The sequence below is a fragment of the Armatimonadota bacterium genome, assembly GCA_028871815.1.
In the GTDB taxonomy this organism is placed as follows: Bacteria; Armatimonadota; Chthonomonadetes; order Chthonomonadales; family Chthonomonadaceae; genus REEB205.
Genome location: JAGWMJ010000007.1, coordinates 197,073 through 219,287 on the forward strand (window position 1 = coordinate 197,073; position 22,215 = coordinate 219,287).

Genomic DNA, 22,215 nt, shown 5'->3' on the forward strand with positions numbered 1-22,215 from the left:
CGAACCTCCTCAATCCGCGGCGTCGTACTGGGGCATCAGACGGGCAGCGCCTCCATCGCCCTCGCTGCCTCCTTAACCGCCAGATCGATGTGATACTCCGAGTGTGCGGTGCTTATGCTGCTCTGCTTGGTGGCGACTGGGAAGTGGAACACTCCTGCGTCGATCAGCCGACGACGGTACTCCACGTCGGCGGCAAAGTTGTGATGCAGAAGGATATCGTGCCAATCCACGGGCAGATGGTCCATGAAATAGAGGCAGTACGCCGACCCTTGGCGCGCTACAGTTGCTGTTAGGCCAAGATCAGAGGCCGCGGCCTCGAGCCCAGCCTGCATTCGAGCGCCGAGAGAATCGAGTCTTGGATAGAGGCTGAATTCGTCGCGCTGCAGGAGTCGCATGGTGGCAATCGCCGCAGCCATAGGCGCAGGATGCCCATTATAGGTGCCGCCGATCAGTACGCGATCGGCGACATCCGGCGCGGCGAATCTTTCCATTACCGTGCGCGAGCCTGCTACAGCTCCCAGGGCATAGCCGTTGGCGATGGCTTTGCCAAACACCGAGAGGTCCGGGCTGAGCATCTCGATGGATTGCCATCCGCCCAACGCATGGCGGAAGCCGGTCTTGATCTCGTCGAGAATGAAAAGCGCACCCGCATCACGGCACATGTTCTGCAGGCCGGCCAGGTAGCCGGGCTGCGGCTTGATGATGCCGACGTTTTGCAGGATCGGTTCGGTAATGACGGCTGCGACCGGATACTTCTCGAGCATCAGTCGGGCCGAATCCAAATCGTTGAAGTTGATCGGATGTACCGTTTCAGCCACGCCGGCCGCCACACCCGCCGTCATCGGCAGGTACGGATACTCCCCTGGCGATACGCGTGGGCCCAGTTCCGAAAGCGGAGTCATCACATTGCAGGCAACATGATCGTGCCAGCCGTTGTAGCCGCCCTGCATCACCACGATATGGCTGCGGCCCGTCACGGCTCGGGCCAGCCGGAGAGCATGGTAGGTGGCCTCAGAACCGCTGGTGGTGAACTGCACCTGCTCGGCCGTACGCACGCACTGGAGAAACAGTTCGGCGGCGTCCACTTCCATCGGCGTGACGCCTGCACCGGCGAGCGGCGCCCGATCCGTAATGGCCGCGACCACCGCCTCATCGACTTCGGTGTTCGCGTGACCCAGCAGAAAGGGAGCGAACGCCGCATGAAAATCGAGGTAGCGGCGCCCATCGGCATCCCACATGTAAGGGCCGTGAGCGCGTGTAAATGCCAGCTCCGGCTGCATCCGGCGGTTATACGAAACGGTGCCGCCCGGCAAGCTCTCCGCCGCGCGTGCCGCAATGTATGCCGAGCCGGTGATGGGTGGCTTCAAAGTCATGATACGGGAAACAGCTCCTCGATGGTGTCGCCGGCCGCTTCCGTCACCGCCTCCAGACAGCCTGGAGCGTACGGAGTTTGCCATGCCTGATAGAGGTTACCGGCCCACGCTTCTTTCGGCGGCAGATAGCCGATATGGCCGTTTGCAACGTTCACTACCATGATGGCCAGGCGCGGAAATCTGCGGCGCAGGCTCTGCTGGAGAGCAGAGTAGGCTTCGTTTGGCTGAGCGACGAGAGCGGCGTCGCCAACGCGCCACACCCAGAGCGGGCAGCTATAGGCGTCGCCGTCTCCCACCGATTGCCGCACCAGAGCGCGTCTCTCCCGGCGCTCTCTTGCCGCCGCAACCGCAGACGGATCGTCATCGGTGGGCTCCGGCGGATCGGATGACGCATTGAGGGCAAGCCGTACCATGACCTTCCGGCAAACCAGCGTGGATGACGGCTGCGTCGGAGTTTCACGCCACAGCGCGAGCGGCGCGCCCGATTCCTGCACGCGGTCAAACTCCAGCCCGGTTCGGGCCGGCAGCATTCCTTCCAGTGCCGATAGTACCGCGAAACCCAGCTGCCGTCCGCCCGACTCGGCCACAGCCGGCTCAGAGCAGTACTGACGGCGCGGCGCGAGCTCGCCGGAGGCGCCTTGCAAGAACAGGCAGGGCGCACCACCCGTGTGCCGCTCCACCAGGTGGCGCATCGCACCAACGAAGTCCGGTGAGATCAGTTGGTTTTCGGCAGCCAGTGTGGTCGGATGGCATGCGTAGTTCACCAGTGTAGCCATCGTGGTTCCGTTGGAACCGGTAATCCGGCCCACCAGGAGCGTATTGTCGGCTGCGACCCCGGGATGGAAGCCACACACCATGCGGTTAGCTGCCGGATCGGGCAAATCGCGGTTGCAGGCGAGGTCGCAGGCGCCGCTGCCCCAGGTGATGGTGCATGGCTTGGCGGCGGCCATAGCCGTGCGCACGGTGCTGATCGCCAGGTCTCTAAGCCGTTCAATATAGGCCGGCACGCGGTCGCCGCCGGGCCGATTGGCTGCCGCTGCTCGTGAAATCGTTGGACCGGCGTGGGTGTGACTGAGCGCCATTACGACCGAATCGGGCGAGAGGCCGTGCGCGAACAACAGCCCACCGCGCACAAACCATTCATCAGATGTCTCACGCCACCAGCCAAGATCGGCAGTGAGCAGTACGCGGGCTGGGCCGCGCTGCGACGGCCGCAGCACTAATGCCGCCAACTGCAGCGGCTGGTGCACTCCGGAAGCCACGTCGTGTTGCGCGGCGCCCCAGTTGCGGGCGTAGATGCCGACGGGCGGCGTAATATCCGTGACGGCCACGCCGGCCCAGCCGGCCCACGATGGCTCAACGTACCGGTAGTCGGAGTTCACCGAGCCGCTCCGGCCGGCGTCATCAGGCTCAGCCCACCATCCATCAGCAGTACGCTGCCGGTGCAGTTCCGCGATGAATCACTGCACAGCCAGATCACAGCGTCAGCCACTTCATCCGGCTCGATCAACCTGCGCAGTGGTGTGCGGGCCGCGGCGGCATCACGGAGACCGGGATCCTCACGAAAAAGCTGTGCGCTCAATCCAGCATCCACGTAGCCCGGCGCCACTTCATTGACCAGAATGCCGGCAGGCGCAAGCTGCAGTGCGAGGCACTGCGCCATCATGCGCAAGCCAGCCTTGGCCGTCGAGTATGCGATTATCTGCGGATGTGGCGCGTGGGCAGCCCAGCTCCCAACGAATACGATTCGGCCCGGCGTCCCGCATGCCGTCATCTTACGAGCCGCCGATGCAGCCAGGAAGTAGGCGCCGTTGAGGTTGACGGCAAGTTCGCGCTGCCACTGCTGAGCCGTCATCTCCAGGGCCGGGACGCGTGTTACTATGGCGGCATTTGGCACAACATAGCTTGGGCATCCGAACTGCGACTCCAGATCGTTGAGCCATACATCGACAGCGGCGGCGTCGGAGACATCCACCTGGGCGTAATGAAACGAGCCCGCTGAGCCAAGTTCGGCCAGTAACGGCGCCGCACTTTCCGGCGGTGCAAGGTCGCACACTGCAACACGACAGCCGGCGCGGCAGAAGGCACGTACAATCGCCTGCCCGATGTCGCCCAAACCGCCGCTGATGACAGCCACGGAGCCCTGACCAGGTTGCATGTTGACTTTATCCGATCACGTACCAGCAGCCTACTCGGTAATCGCCGGCATCGCAGCCGACGCGCAAAGGTATAATCCGCGCTGCGGGCCGCAAGGCGGAAAGCGAGGACAGCATGCGGCGGGTTGAGGAGACGCGTGCAGCGATACTGGATGGTATTTCTCCTTTGGAAGTCGAATACCTGCCGTCAGAGGCGGCTGTCGGTCGGCGGCTCGCCACGCCTCTGTTGGCCGTACAGCCCATTCCCGCATTCGACAGTTCTGCCGTGGATGGTTACGCCGTAATTGCCGGTGACGTAGCTGCTGCATCGGCTCACAGCCCTGCCTCGCTACGACTGACGGGATCCAGTGTGGCTGGCGGCGGGCCGCCACCGCCGGTGACAACAGGCCGCTGCGTCCGCATCCTGACCGGTGCGCCGGTGCCGACGGGCGCAGATGCCATTGTGATGCAGGAGGATGTGCAGGTCACCGCAGAAGGCATCATGCTGCACGCCGAGGTGCGTTGTGGTGCGTACATTCGCCCCGCTGGGGCCGAGTGTGCCGCCGGCGCCGAAGTGCTGCCGGCCGGATTCCGGATTACCGCTGCGGCGGCGCCGCTGCTGCTGACTGCGGCGCCAGGCGGCGCGCTGTTCGCCCGCCGCCCGCGCGTGGCCGTGCTGACGACCGGCGATGAGGTGCTGGATGCGGGGGCGTTCGGCGAAGCGCCGTTCGGCGCCGTGGTAAACACCAACCGTTTGATGTTGAAGGCGCTTATCAGCGATGCCGGGGCCGAGTGCTGCGAGACGGCACACGCGGCTGACAGTCTGGAGGATACGCTGCGGCACCTGGCGCGCTTTGCCAAACAACCCGAACCGGCCGACGTGATCATCGCCGCGGGCGGCGTCTCGGTGGGCGATCGCGACTTCGTCAAGCCGGCCGTGGAGCAGCTGGGAACTCTCGATCTATGGCGCGTTGCCGTAAAGCCCGGCAAACCCTTTGCATTTGGCCGGATCGACAAGACGCTTTTCTTTGGCCTTCCCGGCAACCCGGCTTCAGCGTTTGTAACCTTCGTCCTGTTCGTGCTTCCGGCGCTGCGGAAGCTGGCCGGTGCGCGCCACCCGGAGGCGGACCGTTGGGTTACAGCCGTGGCAACAAAGGATCTGCAGTGCGATCCCGTGAGGGACGAGTATCTGCGCGCAGCGGTCGAATTCGGTGAAGACGGCGCAGTGTTGCGTACCGCTGTGGGCCAGGGTTCCGGTATGCTGATATCGCTGGCCCGCGCCAATGCGTTGGCGCTGCTGCCGGCCGGCGGCGGAGCCATTCGGGCCGGCGAACGGGTGAAGGCGATGCTGCTGCAACCTGTCGACGCCTGACGAAGGAGTACCAATGATGAGGAGATGGAGCTTGGCGGCTGCGGCCGTCCTGTTGATGGTTGTGTCGTGCGTCTTCGCGGGGGCTCAGCAAAAACCGGCCGATCCGGAGCTGAAGGTGGGCGATATGGCGCCCGATTTCACGCTGCCGGACCAGACGAACACACCGAGGCACCTGTTTGCCGAACGCGGACATACGGTTGTGCTGGCATTCTATCCGGCCGACGATACACCTGGTTGAACGGCCGAAGCGTGTTCCCTGAGGGATCACATGGCCGATTATCTGAAGGCCGGAGCGGTGGTGTGGGGAATCAGTGTGCAGGATGTGGCTTCCAAGCAGAAGTTCGCCGAGAAGAACCACCTGAACTATCCCATCCTTGCGGATACGTCGAAATCGGTTTCCCGGGCTTATGGTGTCCTTGGTTCGTCCGGATATGCCGAACGTGTGACGTTTATTATCAATAAGAAGGGTCGCATCTCAACGGTAGATAACGCCATGCGGCTTGCGCTGGGTTCCGCCGGTGTGGTGAGCACGCACGGAGCTACCCTGGAGGAGGAGCTTTCCGGCACGTGGCACGTGTCTTCCGGGCTCCCGGCACCCAGTTTTCGCCTGCCGGCCGTGGATGGCAAGCGGACGGCGGAGTGCCCGGCGGCAAACGCCCGGCTTACGGTGGTGGTTCTTTTCTCCACCACTTGCCCTGAGTCGATCCGCGCCGCATCGAAGATCGCCTCGCTTGCGGCGGCGAACTCTACATCCGGCGTGCAGTTTGTTGGTGTGGACCCAAACTGGAATGAAACAGGTTCCCAGGTACGCGCTTTCACGACCCAATACGGCTGGAACTTTCCAGCCGCCATGGACCGCAGCGGTCATGTGACGCGCGCGCTTCAGGCGGTCGCCACGCCGGAAGTATGGGTGATCGACCGCAGCGGCACCGTTCACTACCACGGCGCCGTCATGGGTCCAGATGGCGCCGCTCCGCTGGCGGACGCGCTCGCGGCGCTGGCTGCAAACAACCCTATCACCGTGGCAGACACTCGGGCCGTTGGGTGCCGATTACGCATGAAGCGGCCGCGGCGGGGCCATTAATGACCGCCCTGGACACCTGCTTCCTGAAAGCTCTCTCCGAAGCGCCCTCGGTCGGCACCGCGTGCGCGCCTGTGATGCGGCTGCTGCGGACGTTTTTTGGCGAGGGCTGGGAAGCCGAGTTTGTCAGCGACGGATTCTGCCTGTTTCACTGCGGCGCGCCGGAGGCCATCCACACGCTGTATGTATCGCACGTGGACGAGGTCGGTGGGTGCGTCTACGGTCCAGCAGGTGGCGAGGATGGCGGCGGATGGACAACCCGCCACTGGGGCAATACCGCACAAGTGTTTGCCGACGCTCGACTTCAGGCCATGGACTACCTGGCGGAATCGGGAGATGCCGCCTTCGACGTTTCAGCGCGCGCGGTAACCACTCCCTCCTCCGGGGACGTGGACCTGGGGCAGAAACTGGTTCTGGATGGCGAAGCGATTCGGCCGTACCGAACTGTGTTCACGTTCCGGCAGGATGCCGAGATCGATGGAGACCTGCTATCGGGCAAGGCGCTGGACCCGCGCGTAACGGCATACGCAGCTGCCGAAGCCGCCCGAACGCACAGCGTTCCCGGCGTGGCTGCGCTGTTCGTAATGGCGGAGGAGTGCGCGATGGAGGTCGCCCGGAAAGCTGTGGTATGGCTGCAGCGCCGAGCACCTAACCTGCGGCTGATCGTAAATGCCGACGTGCCGTCAATTGGCGCGCTTGGCGAAGGCCGGCTCGATACTCCAGCTATCCGGATATTTGAGGGCCGCAATTTCATCGATCCAACTGTGGGAATCCGGATGGCGGAGCGGCTCGAGCGGCTCGGTCTGACTCTGCACCTCACGTCGTCGCGAAGCGGCAGTCAAACGGTGCTGTTCACGCCTCTGGCGCATACGCTGTCCATAGCGCTGCCGAGCGACGGAGTGCACCTGCCGGTGGTGAGGATGAGCCTCACCGGAATCTCACGGCTCGTCGAGCTGCTCGGCGCGATTCCGGATGAGGCCGACACCGCCAATTGGGAACCGGATGGACTGGGCTGAAGCACGCTGGCCGAAGCGCCTCCGCGTCACCGGAGCGGCAGGAACCTGACGCAGCGGTCGCGAACACGCGCTCGCACTGCCACGCAGCCGTCGGCGGCGCCGCGCCGGCCACAACTCAGGAGAAAGGTCAAGGATGTCTCGAATACCAATTGCGCTTCAGCTCTACTCCGTGCGAGAGGATTGCGCGCGCGATCTACCGGGTGTGCTCAAGGCGGTTGCCGGTATGGGCTACGAGGGCGTGGAGTTCGCCGGATACTACGGCCGGACGGCAGCCGAGTTGCGCGCCTTGCTGGATGAGAATGGTCTCAAATGCTGCGGCACACACACGGGAATCGATACACTCCTTGGGCCGAAGCTGACGGAGACCGTGGAGTTTAACAAGACGATCGGCAACCGGTTTCTGATTGTGCCGGGCCTGCCGCGCGAGCGAACGGAGTCCCGAGCGGCGTGGCAGGAGACGGCCAGGGTGATCAACGGGATCGCCGCCGATCTGGAGCCGCTGGACATGCAGGTGGGTTACCACAACCACCACACGGAATTCACGCCCCTGGATGGCGAGCTGCCCTGGGATACCTTCTTTGGCGCCACGCGCTCCGATGTGGTGATGCAATTTGACACCGGCAACGCCATGCATGGCGGCGCCGATGCGCCGCCGTTTCTGGAGCGATATCCGGGCCGGGCCCTCACGGTACATCTCAAGGAGTACAAGCAGGGTTGGGATCAGGCGCTTATCGGCGAAGGCGACATTCCGTGGCAGGAGATCTTCCGCCTCTGCGAAACCAGTGCGGGCACGCAATGGTACATCGTGGAGCAGGAGAGCTACGCGTTCCCTCCGCTGGAGTGCGTCGACAAGTGCCTCAAAAACCTGAAGGCCATGGGCCGGTAGCTGGGCCTATACTGGACGAGGCGGGTCGGGTCCGCGTTGGCGGACCCGACGCTGCTCTCAAGAGCGGAGAGGGGCGGAGTTTGGTGGACGGCTGGCCAAACGGGCTGCGCTGATTACTGCCGCGTTACGCTTGACGGGCTTCTCCTTGATGGTTCCGGCGTGCAGCAGCCAGAGTATGGCAAGGCCGGCCAGGATGCGGTACGCAATGAAGATGCCGGTATTGTGCTCTTTCATGTAACCAAGGAACCAGCGAATTACCACGTAGGCCAGCAGACCCGCTACCACTGCGGCTACAATACCGGGTCCCGCTGCGCCGGCGAGGCCGCCGGCTTTGAGCGATTTGAGCAGCTTGTAGAGGCCCGCCGCGGTTATCGCGGGAATGCTGAGCAGGAAGCTGAATCGCGCCGCAGTCTCACGATCAAAGTTCCGGAACAGCCCGGCAGTGATCGTCACGCCGGATCGGGAGGCTCCCGGCACCAGCGCCAGAACTTGCGCCCAGCCGACCACCTGACTGTCTGCCATGGTCATTTGATCCAGCTTCGTCCGCTTTTTGCCGATAATCTCAGAGACCCACAGTACAAGGCCCAGCAGGATGAGGCTGGCAGCCACTACCGGAAGGCGGCGGAACGATGTATCGATCTTCTTTTCCAGCAGAACGCCGAAAATGATGATGGGTATGGTGCCGAGGAGCGTATACCAGCCGAGACGGGCGTCCAGATCATCGGCAGCTACATTCCGGGGTGTGCGGGTACGGATTATTCCTTTGATGTACCGGCCGATATCACTCCAGAAGTAGAGAACAATGGCGATTATCGGCCCGAGTTGGGCGATGGCCGAGAACGCAGCGCCGGGGTCGCGCTGATGGAACAGCTGCGGCACCACATCCATGTGCGCCGTGCTGCTGACAGGAAGGAACTCGGTAAGGCCCTGGAGCAGGCCCAACCATACTGCGTGAACGTACGTAACGGGTGCAGGGTGCAAACGAGGTCTCCATGGTCTGCCGCATATTGGGCCACAAAGTGGGATGGAACCGGGCAGGCGGACGGCACAGATTATACCGCCCGGCCACGCAGGGCTGGCTGAGGAACCTATAAGGCATCGTGAGACACCGCTCTCGGGTCGTGATCCTCTGCGTAACGCGTTGCCGTCGAGCCGGCATCGCTGCCGGACAGATCGATGAACTGGACGAGCGCAAGCGCTGGCGCGGCGCCGGACGATGGAAACCGGGATTCAACGCGGACTAACGATGAGCGCCCCGGCCGCCAGAGTGCAGCCGGGGCGCCTCGTATTGGTCGCACAGATGATGCGCGATGCTATTTGGAGGGTGTCGCCGCCTTGATGCGCGCGTCGAGCCCGTCGGTGTATTGCGACGGATTCTTGTCGAAAGGCGCCTTGCAGCTGGTGCAGCAGAAGTAGTAGCGCACGCCCTTCAGGTCACTGTAGTTCGACGCCTTGTCCGAGGAGGCAATCTTCTGGTTCATCACGGCGCAGTAGAGCACTTCCGATTTCGGCGTTACCGTGTACTTCTTGGGATCCTTGTTAAACGTTGCCAGGTCGTCTTTCGAGGCGAAAAAGTAGCGAACATTGCCGTAATCGGCGTGGGCTACTGCCTTGTCCGGCAGGACCCGTGCTGTGGTCACGGGGTCGAACAGCGAGGCGCCGATAACGTTCCTGGTTTTTGCGGCAGCCTTGATGTACTTGGTCGGGTTGGCACTGAACTGCGAAGGACATCCGCCACAGCACATGTAGTAGCGCACGCCCATGTAGTCGACGTGCAGGCTCTTGGCGGTGACGCTTGGAATTGCCGTTCCGAGCACCGAGCAGCTATAGCCGCCATCCGTATCGGCGCGAGCCGTACCGGGGAGCATGGCGACTGCGATGCCGACGGCTGCAAGCACGCCGGCCCGAAGAATGGAATGATGGAAACGCATTTTTGCTTGCCTTTCGCGTTGAAATCCGCGTTGACGGTGGATTCGGGGACGCACGCCCCGGCATGGTTCGAGAAGTGGAGATGCGGAGTCTACGGGCAGTCCGCCATGGCCGGCGCCAAGCCGCAGGTTGCAGTTCGACACCTGTGCATCAATTCCTGCTTACGGATGCAATAGATGTAACAGTTCCCGGCAAGTTCCGTAAGGGCTAATGCATGAAACGCGCCATGGCGACGCCGAGTAAGGCAACTGTCACGAGGAGTGCGGCAAATATCATCCAGTCCTTGCCTGCAACCTGCCTGCCGCAGCGCTTGCACTTTACATCCCGAAATCGGACCTCATGGCCGCAGTTCTGGCATCGCCTGGTTCGTGACAACGTTCACTCCATGGCTGCTACCGGCTGCCGCTCCGCAAGAGATGCACCGCGAGCAGCAGCGCTGGTACTACCTCACCGGTCCGGCGCGTCTGCGTTACCGTGCGAGGGTCGCCATCGCACGCAGTCACAGCAACGCAAGACCCACATCGGGGCGCAAGTTTGGCTGCCGGGGAAGGATTCGAACCCTCGACCTACTGATCCAGAGTCAGTTGTGCTACCGCTGCACTACCCGGCATCGTTTCGCGAGTATACCGGAGCGGCGAATGCGTGTCAACGAAAGTATTTCACAGGGTGAGTTTCGAATGCGTCTCGGTAACCAAAAACAGTAGCCATCCCCGAATCTACCCGCCAGGAGCGGGCCAGCAATTGGGGGAAGGAGCGCTTGATGGCACATGGCCGTTCTACAGCAGCGAAGGAAGACCTCTGTAACGCGATTGTCGGCTCGGCCGGTCGTCAGGCCAATGCCGGCTCCCTCGGTCAGATCGAGGAGTAAACCGGAATCGCGAGGGCACTCGTCTCCGAATGTACGTTCGACGTGCTGCTGATGGGTGCGAGCCTGTGTGGAACCTGGGCAGCACGTTGACTAGCCAGGACGACACCAAAGACAAGGCTCGTAGCGACCGACGGGTCCAGGAGCGATTGGACTCTCTTAAGACGGCGGGCCGGTTCCGGCGTTGCAGCGCTTCAAACGGCGCAGATATCGCACGGCTAAGCAGCGTGAAGCGCTGCGGAAAGAGCGCGGCCAGATCCTGTGTAACTGAGCCCGAACGAACTATCCCACGTGCCTCCAGGCAGGAAGGATGACTGGCTGTAACGCGGTGGAGGCGGCCCGTAAAGCCGTTGTGGCGGAGCGGATGAAGCCGCCGCGTATGCGATCGACCGCGCGCGGAGCCGATGCCATGCCGGCCGTGCGGACGACGCGGCTACATCCTGATCACGGGCTGCTATCCACAATGGCACGGGCGGCCCGATCGTATTAGCACGATCCTGGATACTAGTCTGAGTCGAACCTGAGGCAACCGTGATCCTCCACCAATAATAGTTTGGGACCGTCTGTGAACGCGGAACCGGCGATTCGCGCGTTGAATTTACTCACTGAAATGGTGAGTAAATGAAGCCTGAATACCGTCGTATTCCGATCAAGCTTAAGGTTGACCCTACGCGTTGCATGCCGGCGGCATTTGCCGGGATTATGCCATACCTTGATCTGTAGAATGCTCCGGGTACGCCAACCGGCTGTATTTGTGGTAGACCGGTGTCGAAGGGCCGAAATTGGGATTCAACGGAGCAGCGCCGATGGACCGGAACACTTCAGGCAGCCGCGCAACGCAACGCAACGCGGCCCGTCCGACTTGGCCGTTTAATCAGCTTGCGTTGACCCTCCTGTGCGTGCTGCTGTTCGGAATCCGGCATTTCCGCTCGGCGCCAAGTTCCAGCGTCTTCATTATGGCGGGAATGCGTGCACGGCGCTGCCCGGAACCACACCAGTTCGCGCCGGCCATCATCTATCCGTTCTATTTCGGGTACTGACACGCCCCCATTCATCCCCCAGAAGGAAAGCAAGCCATGAAGAGCGCCTATCTTGCGGCTGCGATCTTTGCAGCCACCGTGGTCGGCTCGGGATGCGGCGGCGGCGCCGGCCCGGCCGCAGTCAGTCGCACGTCACGTCCCCGGACGGTCGACGGCATCACGTTCAGCCAGGTTGTCGCGGTAGTTACTTTCTCTGGGACCAGGTGCCTGTCGATAACATTCACGGTGGCCAACGGCACAAAAGGCAGCGTGTGGTGGACGGGGGATCCGCTCTTCATAGGGACGGCAACCAGCGCTGACGGCAAGGTTACGGCCATCCAGCCGCCGCCCTCTGGGGGGACCTCTGGCACAGATGTGCTTACCGTTGACGTCGCGCCCGGCACGTCGCAGAGTGTCACCGAATACAGCCCGGACCTCGCAACCGGAATGTACACGGTGGTCACGTATCCAACCGACGGTTTGTTTGGAGCGGCGGTTGGCCCCCCGAATGGCACCGCTGGCCCTGCCGTTGTGCCGGGCGACCCCGCCACGACGGAAAATGCTAACCCGGTGACGATCTGGGTACCGTAGAGGCTGCGTGTAGCGACTCCGACATTGGGATCCGTGTTGCGCAGCTGGTCGCAGTCATCAGAGAAAGGGCGGTTGCGCAGTACATGACCTAGCAACCACACAAGACGCCGGCGCGTCTCAGAGTAGCCGACAACTGAACTCGACGCGAGATTCGGAGCGCATTTTCACGCGAGGCGTATACAGTCGCAACACAAACAGCGCAATCTAGCGCCAGATGGACAGGACAAGCGCCAGCACCGGACCCTAACCCACGATATTTCGACCGCTCAACGGCACCTGAAACTGGCTGCGGAAGCCAATCCGAGAAAACGGCGACCAATAACGCACGTGTGGCGCCAGCCGACAGCGTAGCTGGAGGATTACGGACAACGCACGTACTTGACATCGAAAGTTCAACTCGGCATAATAGCGGGTGAAACAGGCTCCGTTTGCCTTCAACAATCATGACCTTGTCCAGTCGCCATACCATGCAATCCGGGGTCGGCCGGTGTGCCTCGCGCAGCAGCCTGAATGCTGCAAGGCACATGGCGGCCTCTCCGGAGAACCTGGCCTACCTGCGGTACCTGCACCACGAGCAACAAAAAAGTTCTCGCTCTGCAAACCCGCTCTGTGCCGCCAGCCTGGAGCGGGTTTTTGTTTATACGGAGAACGACGGCGGATGCGCGCCCAGTACGCTGTTTCGGGGGTGGTATTGAGATGCATGGCGAGGTTCTGGTACTGAATAGCGATTACGAGCCGCTGAACGTCTGCCCGGTGCGGCGTGCCGTCATCATGGTTGTGCTCGGCAAAGCCGAGATGCTGCACGCCATGGAGGAGGCCGCGCCCCTCCGCGCCGATGGCAGCCTGCTGCCGCCGTCGGTAGTCAAACTGCGCACGCATGTGCGGCGCCCACTGCCGGAGTTGAAGTTGAGCCGGCGGACTATCTTTGCGCGCGATCAGTACACCTGCCAGTACTGCGCCAGCACGAGTCGTGAGTTGACGATCGACCATGTGGTGCCGCGACGCCAGGGTGGCAGCGCATCGTGGGAGAACCTGGTCTGCTGCTGCCGCAAGTGCAATGCGCGGAAGGGCGACAAGCTGATGCACGTGGTTGGCATGCACCTGCGGCGACCTCCGCGCCGCCCGCGCTACGTGCCCTACATCAGCCTCACCAAGTACCTCGCCGGTCAAAGCAACTCGGTGTGGCGCACGTATCTGCCAACGTTCCCAGACGTCTGTAACTAGGGCTCCAACCCCGGCCGAGCGGCAAACGCAGTGGGCAGTTAGGCGGAAGCAGATTGCGCCGCGCGGTGGGCGGTTCCGTTGAGCCACAGGTCGATCGGCTTCTCGACTTCCGGTGCATCGTACGGCCACGATATCGCACGCCCCTCGCCGGCGGACTGGTAGGCAGCCAGGATAATCTCGAGCACGGTGCGCCCGTCCTCTCCGGTCTCGATGGGCTTTTCGATACCCAGCGCGCAGTTCACAAAGTGCTGCAGTTCCGCCGGAAAGCCATAGTTGAGGATTTCGTCGAACATCGTAAACGTCCAGCCGCGCGTAGAGCCTGCCTTCTCCACGGCGTAGCCATAACCCACTTCGCTGTACGTGGTGAGCGCGTTGCCTCGCAGCAGATCCGCGCGCGTGTTGCCGTGCGAGCCGTAGAGTTCGGCCCGGTCATCCACCCCTCCCGGTTTGGCCCAGGAATTCTCCGCCATCCCTACCCTGCCGCCCTCGTACTCCACAATCACAATGCTGTGATCTTCACCGCGCGTTTTCGCGCCGTGTACGTAGGTGCCCATCACGGCCGAAACGCTCTGGATGGGCGGCTTGCCGAAGGCGCACCTGGCAAACTCGATGGAGTGACAGCCCATATCCAGGAGCACGCCTCCGCCAGAACGCTCGATGTCCCAGAACCAGGGCATGTGCGGCCCGTTGTGCTCTTCCCACTGCTTCACGAGGAAAAGGCGGCCAAGGGCGCCCTCCTCGGCCAGTTCGCGGGCGCGGACATACTTCGGCGCGAAAAGCAGCTCTTCGGCATACATCAGCAGCACGCCGGCCTCGCGACATGCCGCGATCATTCTGTCGGCCTCGGCCAGCGTGCGGCATAGCGGTTTTTCACAAACGACGTGTTTACCGGCTGCCGCCGCGTCGCACGCCATCTTGCAGTGCAGGTCGTTGGGAGCCGCAATCACAACGAGCTGAATGTCGTTGCGATCCAGCAGCGCACGGTAGTCCAGGTACGCATCGCGGATTCCATGCCTGGCGGCGAGTCGCGCAGCGTTGCCGGGGGAGGGCGACGCGACGGCCTGTACTACGCCGTTACGGACATACCGCTGAAACGACTCGGCATGAATATCCGCGACGAACCCACTCCCGATGATGCCTACGCCAATATCAACACGCATGCGTCTCGCCTCCTTCGCGGCTCACCAGGGATGCTCGGGGCGCCATCCCAGGTCGCGTGCGGCCGCTGAACAGTCGACCAGTCCGCGATGATCGTCGTAGCGCAGCCACTCCGCTCGATCGATGCTCCAGGGCGTTTTGGGGTAGACGCTGTCCACCAGCTCCGCGGTTGGCTCATTCATTCCCGATCTACTGGAAGCCAGGAGCCATGCTCCGTGCGACACCGTCTGGTTTGCCAGCGAAAGCGTCACGGCACTGCATACATCGCGCACATCTACCCACGCCCAATAGTCGCGCCACCAACCGTGAGAAGTGGCCGCATCCTCTTCCAGGCTCCGTACTCGACCGCGATTCGGCTGTAACACAGCCACGGGTCGGAAGCAGTGGGTCACGATGCCGGTACGCCGGGTGTAACAGGCGCAAGCCAGCTCGCCGAGTTGCTTGGAGAGCTGATAGGCGGTCATCGGGTGAGCCGGGTAATCGTCGGCTATCGGCAGAATGGATGCGGAACGGTGCCCGGCGAAGTTGCCGAGCGCCTGCACACTGCTGAAGAATACAAATCGGCCCGTCCCTGCCCGCTCACACGCTTCCAAAAGCTGCAGCGTACCCAGCACGTTGGTTGCGTGGATTGCCTGGGGCGTGCCTCCGGAGTCGCCGGGGATCGCTGCAGCGTGCACCACGCCATCCATGCCGGCAACGGCCCGGCTTACGCCATCGAAGTCGGGCAGCGTCAGCACGATATGGCCCGGTCGGTCCGACGCAGAAGCGTCCAGCGTCGTCACGTGATGGCCGGCGGCCTCCAGTGCCGGCGTAAGCCATCTGCCGATGTTGCCTTCACTGCCCGTCAAGAGTAGTCGCATAATCAGATTGGCTCGTTTCGTCGTTGAGTGATTGCGGCAACGGTCCGGTCATTACGGCGCAGGCAGATGACGGTGCATTCGGGCGCGCCACGCTCACTCCAGCGCGCCAGCTCCTGCGGCTCCAGATGAAACGGCATACCGCCCGATTTTACCGCCGACACGTGCAGCCCCAAGCGGCGTACCGCAGCTCCGATGCTCTTCGAGGAGAAATCGGTGACTTCCAACACCTGCCACGAGCGTGCAAACGGCCCAGCCACTGGGACTTCACCAGTGAGCCAGGCGCTTTGCGAATCGGGCTGGCCGGCGTGAAGGCGTTCGGCCAACTCGTGCACCAGATGCGCCCGGCGCACTGCCGGGTCCGGTTCGTAGAGCACAGACCCAATCTCACCGGTCGAGGGCGCCACAGCATCACCGGGCGTCAGCGATGATGCCGAGCCGTCCGAACCAACCACCGTTGCGGTGTACCTGGGTGGATCACTGCGAGCCGTTGAACTGCCGAAGCCCAACCACAAAACGGCCTGACAGCATTCAAAGCGGTAGCTGAACATCTCCACCGCAGCTTCCGAAGCAGCAAGTTCCTCATCCGGTATGGCCGGCGACACTTTGATGCCGGCCCGCTCGAACTGCCTTGCAAGGTCGAGCACCAACGGCAACTGTGGCCGGTAACCGGCGCCGAAACGGGTGCGTCCGCCTGTGGTGGTTCTCCGCGCCGGGTCGCACCAGAATGCCGTATAACCCCCCGTGCGCAGCCTACCTGAGCTGCATGCCAGCAGATCGCCGCACACCACACGGGCATCTCCGCGTGACGGCCGGTCGGCAAGGGCAAGGTTCAGTGCCGCGCAAACAGCGGTCGGCTCGTTCCGCTCAATGCCAATCACTGAGCCCTGGGCAGCGAGCGCAATCAAATCGCCGCCGGCGCCGCAGCAGCCATCCAGTACGCAACTGCCAGGACCAAATCGTGCAGCTACCGACCGTGCAACCGGCCAACTGGTGGCCATTTCGAGTGATTCCCGCGTGAAGAACGAACGGTTGGCTTGCGGAAAACGGCCATCCGCGCGCCGCCGAAGCGCCAGCAGCGAGAGCGCCGCGGCGACCGGTGCATCGGGCCATCGTGGACGCAAGAGGCGGGAGCGCTTCAGCGGATCATCCGGCAGCGCCTCGGCCTCGCGGAGCAGCTGCGCCCCGCGCTCTGTCGCCAGCCAAAGCAGGTCCGCCGTGCTGCCCCGCGAGCGGTCGGCGAGCTCGGCAATTGCAGCATTCACCCCGGCACGCCGGAGCGGTGGAAGTGCGCCATCTTCCAGGTGCCATCGGAGCGCGTAAACACGCGGGTCTCATTGCAGGTGCTCCAGTGAGGCACACCGTTGCTCTGCCGGGAGGTGAGGCGCGTAAAGGTAACCACGCCGGTATCGCCAAGAAGCTGCACTCGCGGCGTCAGCAGGTCAAACCGCACCGGGAACGTGGAGGGATCGGAACCGAGTACCCGGATCATGTCGAGATGGAACTCGAGCCCGTCGATGCGGTATGGGCAGACATCTTCGTAACATGAGAGGTCGGGCGTGCAGTGCGCCGCGTAGAACTCAAAGTCGCCGCTGTGGATGGCGGCCAGCATGTCCCACGCCAGCTTCAGCAATTCACGCTCCGGCTCGGTGAGGCGGAGAAGTTCGGGCAGCGACGGATCCATCATGGCGCTCTCTCCCGCAGCCTGCGACTTCCCCACCCTATGGCGCAGCGGCGCCGGCCCGGACGGCCTGCCGGCGCAACCGGTCCACAACGGCGGCGAAGTAGGGATCCAGCTTTCCGGCGTGCCGGTAGTGGCGCAGCGCCTCGCGCTCATAGCCGAGTTGAACGTAGGCATCGCCAAGCAGCGAGTGGTAGCCCGCGTTATCGGGCTCAAGTCCCACTGCGTGGCGGAACGCCCGCACAGCCTGCTGGATGTAACCGGCATGCAGGCAGACGATGCCCAGGCGGATGGTGTAGTACGAGTCCTCCGGAGCGGCGGCTATGGCACGCTGCAGCCATCGAATGGCTTCGGTATGGCGGCCGGCGTTGGCATACACCTCGCCGAGGCTGAATCGATAGAAGCCGTCGCGGGGGGCCAGCGAGCAAGCGGCTTCCAACTGCGCCGTCGCCTCTTCGTGATCGCCTGCGGCGGCAGCACATTCACCCAGTCGGTACCTGTAGTGGGCGTTCTCGGGCGCAGCCTGGGTGGCGATACGGTACTGCGCGATGGCTGCCGCCAACTCGCCTTTGACGCGAAGCGTTTCGGCGCGCCGATAGTGCATGTTGGCGCGCCGGATGGTTTTCGCCTCTTCCCAGGCGGTCTGCTGCGGTTGGCTCGTGCGGTTGTTCACAATACCTCTACGCGCGGAGTGGCCGATTTGACCGTGATTTCTCCTGCCGAAGGCTCATTTCCTGCATCATGGCGGTCTGCCGGCGACCCGATTATCAGCGTGACCGGGCCGTCATTGACCAGCGAAACGCGCATATCGGCTCCGAAGCTGCCGCGAGCAGTGACAACGCCGCGCCGGTCAAACGTGTCGGCGAAATGCTGAAAGAGAGAGCGCGCGATGTCGCCGCGGGCAGCACCTGTAAAGCTGGGCCTGCGGCCATGATCACAATCTGCGCACAGCGTGAAGTTCGGGACGACAAGCGCCTGCCCTCCGGTCTCCAGGAGCGACCGGTTCAGGCGTCCGCCTGTGTCGACAAATATCCGCAGGTTCAGAATCCTGGAGGCGAGTCGCTCTGCACCGTCGGCGTCGTCGGTTGCCGCTACGCCAACCAGTACGGCTAGTCCCGCGCCTATGGAGCCCAATACCGTTTCGATTCCATCGTCCACCGACGTGACCGAAGCCGAGCAGACGCGCTGGACCACGGCACGCATCAGGGCCGCCTGCGTGGTTTCGGCGACGGAGCGTGCGCCGCGGCATGTTTCATCAACTCGTCGTGCTGCCGCGCGAGGATTCTTACGAGGCGTCGAGCGCGTTCCAGAGTCGACTTTTCAAGATCCTGGTACATATATCGGCAGATGAACGTGGTACACCCGAACGGTCGCAGATCGTGGGGGAAGGAGCAGCCGCGCTCGCCAAGAAAGCGGCATGGCTCGCCCTCACCTTCCGGGTCCCCGGCGGCGGTAAGCGCAGCGGCGGCTTCCCCGGCCGCTGCGGAGGCGGCGTCGGTCGAGCCATGATTTGGCGGCCGCCAGCCCGCGGCTTCGGCCAACAGGATGTCGGTCGGAGCAATCCGCGCAGGCTGGCGGCAGCAGGGCGTGGGGCACGCTGCGCAGTGCGATGCGGTAAACGGATCGAAGATTTCGCGCAGTTTGCGCTGTGTCTTCCGGTATTCAAGAAGCGGGTTCGGCACCCGCGCAGTATACCAGCACGGCTTGTCACGCACCGAGGCGCGGGCTGCCTCATCGGAAACACGACTGCTGTGGAAGGGGTGCCCGGAGCACTGGTGGCACAACCCGGGTTCTCTTATCCTGATTCGCAGACCGCCATACGCGATCACGGCGCACAACCCTCTGCATCCGCCCGGCTCCCCGCAACGGTGCGTCCGTAACCTTAACCCTTCATCCCTCCGACAGTGCCACTGCGGTTACGGTATTCATACCTTCCCTCTGCCGGGTCGTAGTACCGATAACCGAGCAGCTGCAGGCCGGTTTCGCTGTCGCTATAGTACGAAGATCGTGAACCGAACCCGGAATACGGATCGGTTGGCGCGCTATGCTCAAAGTGTAATATCCCCCAGTTCGGAGTACTCGTCACGCCATCGGCGAACCTCGTCCTGATCCGCCATAGCGGCCATGATCGCGGCTGCCCGAGCCGTGGCGCCGGAACGGGCCAACGCGAGGCAGCACCCGAGGGTCTCACGTTCGTTCGCTGTCAGGGCGCAAGCGGCCGCGTCCAACATCGCGGCTGCTCCGTTCGCGGGGCCCGCAAGGTGCGCGATGAGCGAGAAGTTATTCTCGACAGCGAACCGGAGCCGCCTGACCTCAACGCACTTCAGCGCTACAGAAACAATACGCATTGCCGTGACTGGAGTTGCCACCCTTTCGAGGACCGTCGATGCGACGCCCTGGTCGGTGTGGCGGGGAGCATAAAGCTCTTCGGCCAGCGGCTCAACGTGTTCATCGAATCCGAGGCGCACGAGCGCGCCGTGGCAATGTATTCTCACATAATGCCGGCGCTCGATCCCTAGACGCGCCTTGAGCGCTTTCACGCACACCATGGATCTGAAATTGCCGAGCGAATCCGCAGCCATGCCCCTTACCAGCCAGTAGGTTTGGTTCAGGGCATCAAGCAGCGCCGGGACGCCGGCCGGGTCCCCAATGCTCCCAAGAGCTTCGGCGGCCGATGCCCTCACCATCGCTTCTGGATCGCGACGTAGCGCGTCCGCCAGCGAAGCGACGTGCCGTTCGTCCGCCATGTAATCTGCGGCAATCATCCGGATCCCGGCGTTCCGGTCCCGAATCGCGAGGTTTAAAATGGCGACGCTAGCCAGACTCGGTGCGTTCACACTCGCGACAATCGCTGCTCTAACCCGTGGACTGCGGGAGGCGCGGTAACGGTCGAGGAGCAGTTGGTCCTCCTCGGCTTTCGACGCGACGACTTTACGGGCCACGATCAGCTATCCGCGAGCCGCGCAGGGTCGCTGCCAGGTATCTCAAGTCCTGTGCGCCCGCGTGGCCCTTACTTGCCTCGCAGACGGGTCCGGAAAACTCCACGCGATATGCGGCCTCAGGCCGGCCATTCGCGCCGTTCAATGTCTTGACGGCGGAGCCCCGGACCGCGCCGCCCCACCGACCGTAAGTGCTTCAGCACTCGCTTCGGTACCGCCTGACCTCGCCCACGCAATGCCCACCGCGCGGCTCAGAATCTCGTCGGCGGGCCGCTGGCCGCTGAGGCGGACAAGCGCCTCGGCCGCGCCGCTCCCAACGCAGGCAAGAGCACAAATCGCATCGGCGAGCGCCACGCACGTCGCGTAGTCCGCTGTCTGGCCGTACGCTGCTGCGAGCGCATCGATCGCCCGCTCGGCGGTCTTGGCCGTCGCGACCGCGGCGAGGAGCGCCGCGGCCCGAGCCCGCGCAACCGCAGAGGGCGCTCGCAGCTCGGCACATAGGGCGCCAAGCCATTCCGGTGCACCGAGCTGTACCAGGGCCGCGTAATAACTGATCCGGACGCAGCGGTGGCGCTCACCCGCCATCGCGCCGCGTATGGCGTCGATACCACCGGCTGAACCTGAGAGCGCCAACGCGGCTGCCGCCTCGCTTCGGACGGAGCCCGCGCGGTCGTTAATCGCACGGAGGAAGACTGGCGCGCACCACTGCTTCTGGATCCTCCCGAGGCGCCTGACGGCCGTCGCCCGAACGACGGGACTGGGGTCGCTGAGGGCAGCCCCCGTGAGCAGCGGGATGTACTCCGAATTATTCATCCTGGACGCCGCGACGGCGCGGACCGCCGCGCTCGGATCCGCCATCGCCTCGATGATGAGTTCGGCCGCCCGGTCCTCATCGTATCGGATGAGGTCGACGATGCGCATACGTACGGAGTACGGAGCGCCTTGGCGATAGAGCCGCAGGAGCGCGGAATGCAGCGGGTTAACCGCCATGCGAGGGCGGACTCGGAGATAAATAGCCATCATCGGTACACCCTCGCACTAAGTTGTCCCGTCTTTTGCGGCGAGGCCGCCCCAACAGTGTGTTCCGCTGCGTTCGCGGCCCGCACTTGTTCGCGCCCGTCGGTCCCTCGCGACGTGCCAGCGGTCGGAACGGTGGAGCGGAGCGCCCGTTTGCCCGCCTTCGCATTATGGTGAGGTCACGCCGAAAAGTACCCCGCGACGTAGGGCGGTAAGCGCCGACCTCCGCCTGGAAAGCCAGAACTGCCTGATTGACGGGTGGTAGACTTGTAACATGCACTTCCGGAGGCGCCGCGATCAGGCTGGTGTCGCCGGGCGCGCGCCTACCCTGTTCGGCTGTGCACGTATCCGATCGCTTTTTCATGCCGCTTTATCTCTTTTAGTATGAGCGGGGATACATTTTTTGGCCAATCGGGCCACTTCTCTTTTTTGAACTTCTTCCATTTTTATGCAGCCCGGCCTTGTCGCCCGGATCCTTGCCGGGCCAACCCGTACGCGTCTGTTTACCGCGGGCCGGAAAGGGCAGCAGGCGTGGACGAGCCGGGATCGAGATCGGCGGAAAGGGATGCACAAGGGTTGGCAGTCGCGGGACCGGTGGCGGATGGACCAGGCAATAGATGGCCATAATGCCGCAGCCGACGGCCACGCAGTCGGCGACTGGGTCCTCCGGGCCACCGCCTGCGATCTCCCCCTCGCCACCGCGAGCGAGCCAAACGGCCGCAGCAGCTGATTGCAGCCGTTCCGGATCCGCCCAGTTCACCGCATCATTCGCCACAACCCCATAAACGTTCACCCCGCCAGCGATGCCGATGGGGTCGCGGTTTACATACCTGCCCTCTGCCGGGTCGTAGTACCGATAACCCAGCAGGTGCTGGCCGGTTTCTGTGTCGCTATAGGTCCCAAACTGTGAGCCGAAGCCGGAATACGGATCGGTTGCCGTACCGGAGATGGAGCGGCTGCCGAAGGCGTCGAAGTCGAACGAGGCGAGAACGGAATCGCTGGAGTTGACCTCTTCGGCCGGGTTGCCCTGCGGATCGAAGGCGTAGAAGATACTTGAAGTGCCCGCACGGCG

The 22,215-nt window shown here is 63.3% G+C and carries 23 protein-coding genes and 1 tRNA gene; 7 read left to right on the top strand and 17 right to left on the bottom strand.

Annotated elements, in window-relative coordinates:
- Positions 1-35: 35 nt before the first annotated feature.
- Genes KGJ62_10175 through KGJ62_10185 form a run of 3 tightly spaced genes read right to left on the bottom strand, consistent with a single transcriptional unit; the run spans position 36 to position 3,531 of the window.
- The gene (locus tag KGJ62_10175; GenBank protein ID MDE2126945.1) at positions 36-1,373 is read right to left on the bottom strand and encodes an aminotransferase class III-fold pyridoxal phosphate-dependent enzyme; all 1,338 of its coding nucleotides are present in this window, start codon (positions 1,371-1,373) and stop codon (positions 36-38) included.
- Entirely contained in the window at positions 1,370-2,755 is a 1,386-nt protein-coding gene (locus KGJ62_10180) for a neutral/alkaline non-lysosomal ceramidase N-terminal domain-containing protein (GenBank protein MDE2126946.1), read from the bottom strand. Before KGJ62_10180 ends, KGJ62_10175 begins: the two co-directional genes overlap by 4 nt.
- Complete coding sequence (locus KGJ62_10185) at positions 2,752-3,531, bottom strand: SDR family oxidoreductase (protein ID MDE2126947.1); 780 nt, start codon at positions 3,529-3,531, stop codon at positions 2,752-2,754. Before KGJ62_10185 ends, KGJ62_10180 begins: the two co-directional genes overlap by 4 nt.
- A gap of 113 nt (positions 3,532-3,644) precedes the next feature.
- On the opposite strand from KGJ62_10185, the gene KGJ62_10190 reads away from it, so the two are divergent.
- The 5 genes from KGJ62_10190 (at position 3,645) to KGJ62_10210 (ending at position 7,863) form a co-directional block, all read left to right on the top strand.
- A complete protein-coding gene (locus KGJ62_10190) occupies positions 3,645-4,880 on the top strand; it encodes a molybdopterin molybdotransferase MoeA (GenBank protein MDE2126948.1) in 1,236 nt (411 codons plus the stop codon).
- Between the two features lie 55 nt (positions 4,881-4,935).
- Positions 4,936-5,118 (top strand): redoxin domain-containing protein, encoded by a 183-nt coding sequence (locus KGJ62_10195; protein ID MDE2126949.1) that lies wholly within the window; start codon positions 4,936-4,938, stop codon positions 5,116-5,118.
- A 30-nt stretch (positions 5,119-5,148) separates the two neighbouring features.
- Positions 5,149-5,964, top strand: a complete 816-nt coding sequence (locus KGJ62_10200; GenBank protein ID MDE2126950.1) for a redoxin domain-containing protein — start codon at positions 5,149-5,151, stop codon at positions 5,962-5,964.
- Positions 5,964-6,977, top strand: a complete 1,014-nt coding sequence (locus KGJ62_10205) for a hypothetical protein (protein ID MDE2126951.1) — start codon at positions 5,964-5,966, stop codon at positions 6,975-6,977. The genes KGJ62_10200 and KGJ62_10205 overlap by 1 nt, the downstream gene beginning before the upstream one ends.
- Positions 6,978-7,110: 133 nt before the next feature.
- Positions 7,111-7,863: a sugar phosphate isomerase/epimerase gene (locus tag KGJ62_10210; GenBank protein MDE2126952.1), complete on the top strand. Its 753-nt coding sequence runs from the start codon at positions 7,111-7,113 to the stop codon at positions 7,861-7,863.
- Positions 7,864-7,920: 57 nt separating this feature from the next.
- On the opposite strand, the gene uppP is transcribed toward KGJ62_10210, so the two are convergent.
- The 4 genes from uppP to KGJ62_10230 all read right to left on the bottom strand — a co-directional run bounded on the left by uppP (position 7,921) and on the right by KGJ62_10230 (position 10,402).
- Entirely contained in the window at positions 7,921-8,844 is a 924-nt protein-coding gene (uppP, locus tag KGJ62_10215) for an undecaprenyl-diphosphatase UppP (protein ID MDE2126953.1), read from the bottom strand.
- Positions 8,845-9,176: 332 nt separating this feature from the next.
- Positions 9,177-9,794, bottom strand: coding sequence for a YHS domain-containing protein (locus tag KGJ62_10220; GenBank protein MDE2126954.1), 618 nt, complete (start codon positions 9,792-9,794; stop codon positions 9,177-9,179).
- 205 nt (positions 9,795-9,999) lie between these two features.
- Positions 10,000-10,167: a zinc-ribbon domain-containing protein gene (locus tag KGJ62_10225; protein ID MDE2126955.1), complete on the bottom strand. Its 168-nt coding sequence runs from the start codon at positions 10,165-10,167 to the stop codon at positions 10,000-10,002.
- A gap of 160 nt (positions 10,168-10,327) precedes the next feature.
- Positions 10,328-10,402, bottom strand: a tRNA-Gln gene (locus KGJ62_10230).
- Positions 10,403-11,733: 1,331 nt separating this feature from the next.
- On the opposite strand from KGJ62_10230, the gene KGJ62_10235 reads away from it, so the two are divergent.
- Positions 11,734-12,267, top strand: coding sequence for a hypothetical protein (locus KGJ62_10235; GenBank protein MDE2126956.1), 534 nt, complete (start codon positions 11,734-11,736; stop codon positions 12,265-12,267).
- A gap of 696 nt (positions 12,268-12,963) precedes the next feature.
- Positions 12,964-13,491, top strand: a complete 528-nt coding sequence (locus KGJ62_10240; protein MDE2126957.1) for an HNH endonuclease — start codon at positions 12,964-12,966, stop codon at positions 13,489-13,491.
- Positions 13,492-13,529: 38 nt separating this feature from the next.
- Here the strand turns inward: KGJ62_10240 and KGJ62_10245 are convergent, their stop codons facing one another.
- The 10 genes from KGJ62_10245 to KGJ62_10290 all read right to left on the bottom strand — a co-directional run.
- Positions 13,530-14,651, bottom strand: coding sequence for a Gfo/Idh/MocA family oxidoreductase (locus tag KGJ62_10245; GenBank protein ID MDE2126958.1), 1,122 nt, complete (start codon positions 14,649-14,651; stop codon positions 13,530-13,532).
- 21 nt (positions 14,652-14,672) lie between these two features.
- Positions 14,673-15,509: an NAD(P)-dependent oxidoreductase gene (locus tag KGJ62_10250; GenBank protein ID MDE2126959.1), complete on the bottom strand. Its 837-nt coding sequence runs from the start codon at positions 15,507-15,509 to the stop codon at positions 14,673-14,675.
- Between the two features lie 2 nt (positions 15,510-15,511).
- Positions 15,512-16,771 (bottom strand): hypothetical protein, encoded by a 1,260-nt coding sequence (locus KGJ62_10255; GenBank protein MDE2126960.1) that lies wholly within the window; start codon positions 16,769-16,771, stop codon positions 15,512-15,514.
- Positions 16,768-17,193, bottom strand: coding sequence for a nuclear transport factor 2 family protein (locus KGJ62_10260; protein MDE2126961.1), 426 nt, complete (start codon positions 17,191-17,193; stop codon positions 16,768-16,770). Before KGJ62_10260 ends, KGJ62_10255 begins: the two co-directional genes overlap by 4 nt.
- A 34-nt stretch (positions 17,194-17,227) precedes the next feature.
- Complete coding sequence (locus KGJ62_10265; GenBank protein MDE2126962.1) at positions 17,228-17,860, bottom strand: tetratricopeptide repeat protein; 633 nt, start codon at positions 17,858-17,860, stop codon at positions 17,228-17,230.
- Positions 17,857-18,390 carry a D-tyrosyl-tRNA(Tyr) deacylase gene (dtd, locus tag KGJ62_10270; protein MDE2126963.1) on the bottom strand — a complete coding sequence of 178 codons (534 nt, stop codon included), beginning with the start codon at positions 18,388-18,390 and terminating at the stop codon, positions 17,857-17,859. Before dtd ends, KGJ62_10265 begins: the two co-directional genes overlap by 4 nt.
- Positions 18,390-18,869, bottom strand: a complete 480-nt coding sequence (locus KGJ62_10275; GenBank protein ID MDE2126964.1) for a hypothetical protein — start codon at positions 18,867-18,869, stop codon at positions 18,390-18,392. The genes dtd and KGJ62_10275 overlap by 1 nt, the downstream gene beginning before the upstream one ends.
- A 366-nt stretch (positions 18,870-19,235) precedes the next feature.
- Complete coding sequence (locus KGJ62_10280; GenBank protein ID MDE2126965.1) at positions 19,236-19,952, bottom strand: HEAT repeat domain-containing protein; 717 nt, start codon at positions 19,950-19,952, stop codon at positions 19,236-19,238.
- 315 nt (positions 19,953-20,267) lie between these two features.
- Positions 20,268-21,116: a HEAT repeat domain-containing protein gene (locus KGJ62_10285; protein ID MDE2126966.1), complete on the bottom strand. Its 849-nt coding sequence runs from the start codon at positions 21,114-21,116 to the stop codon at positions 20,268-20,270.
- 406 nt (positions 21,117-21,522) lie between these two features.
- Positions 21,523-22,215: RHS repeat-associated core domain-containing protein (locus KGJ62_10290; protein MDE2126967.1), on the bottom strand; the 693-nt coding region annotated here is incomplete at its 5' end.